The sequence below is a fragment of the Bacillus sp. JJ722 genome, from assembly GCF_036963345.1.
Taxonomy (GTDB): domain Bacteria; phylum Bacillota; class Bacilli; order Bacillales; family DSM-1321; genus Bacillus_AD.
This window is the reverse complement of record NZ_JBALMO010000019.1, coordinates 53,255-54,286: the sequence shown is the minus strand read 5'-3', so window position 1 is coordinate 54,286 and position 1,032 is coordinate 53,255. Positions and strand designations below refer to the sequence as shown.

Sequence of the window (1,032 nt, the reverse complement as noted above, 5' to 3'; positions counted from 1 at the left end):
AAGTCAACAATCGAATCGCTAACCGCTCTTCGTGTTTCCTTTATCTCAGTCGGAGGGCTCCAGTCCATACGGAGCTAAACGGGCGCTTGCGCTTTTCTTAAACGATGTTGATAGGTATAGAAGATACGTATATTTCATAGAGGAGACTAATTATGATTAAATTAATTGCTACAGATATGGATGGTACACTCTTAAATGATCAAAATCAATTACCTACAGAGTTTCATTCCATTTACAATGCATTAACTGAAAAAGGAATCATTTTCGGAGCGGCTAGTGGTCGTCAATATTATAATCTTATTGATCGATTTCATGATGAAAAAGATCAAATGCTTTTTATTGCAGAAAATGGAACGTTTGTGGTTTATAAAGGTGAAGAATTATTCTCTAATACATTGCAGCGAGATGTAGCTTTAAAGTTAGTGGAAATCGGAAGAACAATTGAAGATGCCCATGTTATATTGTGTGGAAAGAAAGCTGCTTATATTGAGAGCTCTACACCAGAATTGTTAGAACAAGTAGATAAATATTATGCTAGAAGAGAAATTGTTACGAATTTAATGTATGTAGAGGATGAGATTTTGAAGGTAACCATTCTTGATTTTAAAGGTGCTGAACAAAACAGTAATCAGTTCTTTTCTGAATACCGTCAACAATTACAAGTAGCTGTATCAGGATTTCTTTGGTTAGATATCACGAATGGAAACGCTAATAAGGGGACAGCTATTCAGAAAGTGCAGGAGTATTTCCATGTTACATCTGAGCAAACAATGGTATTTGGGGATTATTTAAACGATTTAGAGATGATGAAACAAGCATACTATAGCTTTGCTATGGAAAATGCTCACAAAGAGATAAAGAATGTTGCAAGATTTGAAGCTAAATCGAATAATGAAGCTGGTGTAATTGAAAGTATTAAAGAACATGTATTGGTTTAAAATATAATACAAAAAATAAAAAAGGGGATAGCCCCTTTTTTGCGTAGTGTCTAGCTCCAGCGCCCAGCTTCTAGCGAACTTCGCCATCCTCCCT

Annotated in this window: 1 protein-coding gene; it reads left to right on the top strand. The window is 35.3% G+C overall.

Going from position 1 to position 1,032, the window contains the following annotated elements:
* Positions 1 to 152: 152 nt before the first annotated feature.
* On the top strand, positions 153 to 938 hold the full coding sequence (locus V7014_RS03230; RefSeq protein ID WP_335504121.1) for a Cof-type HAD-IIB family hydrolase: 786 nt from the start codon (positions 153 to 155) through the stop codon (positions 936 to 938).
* Positions 939 to 1,032: the final 94 nt, after the last annotated feature.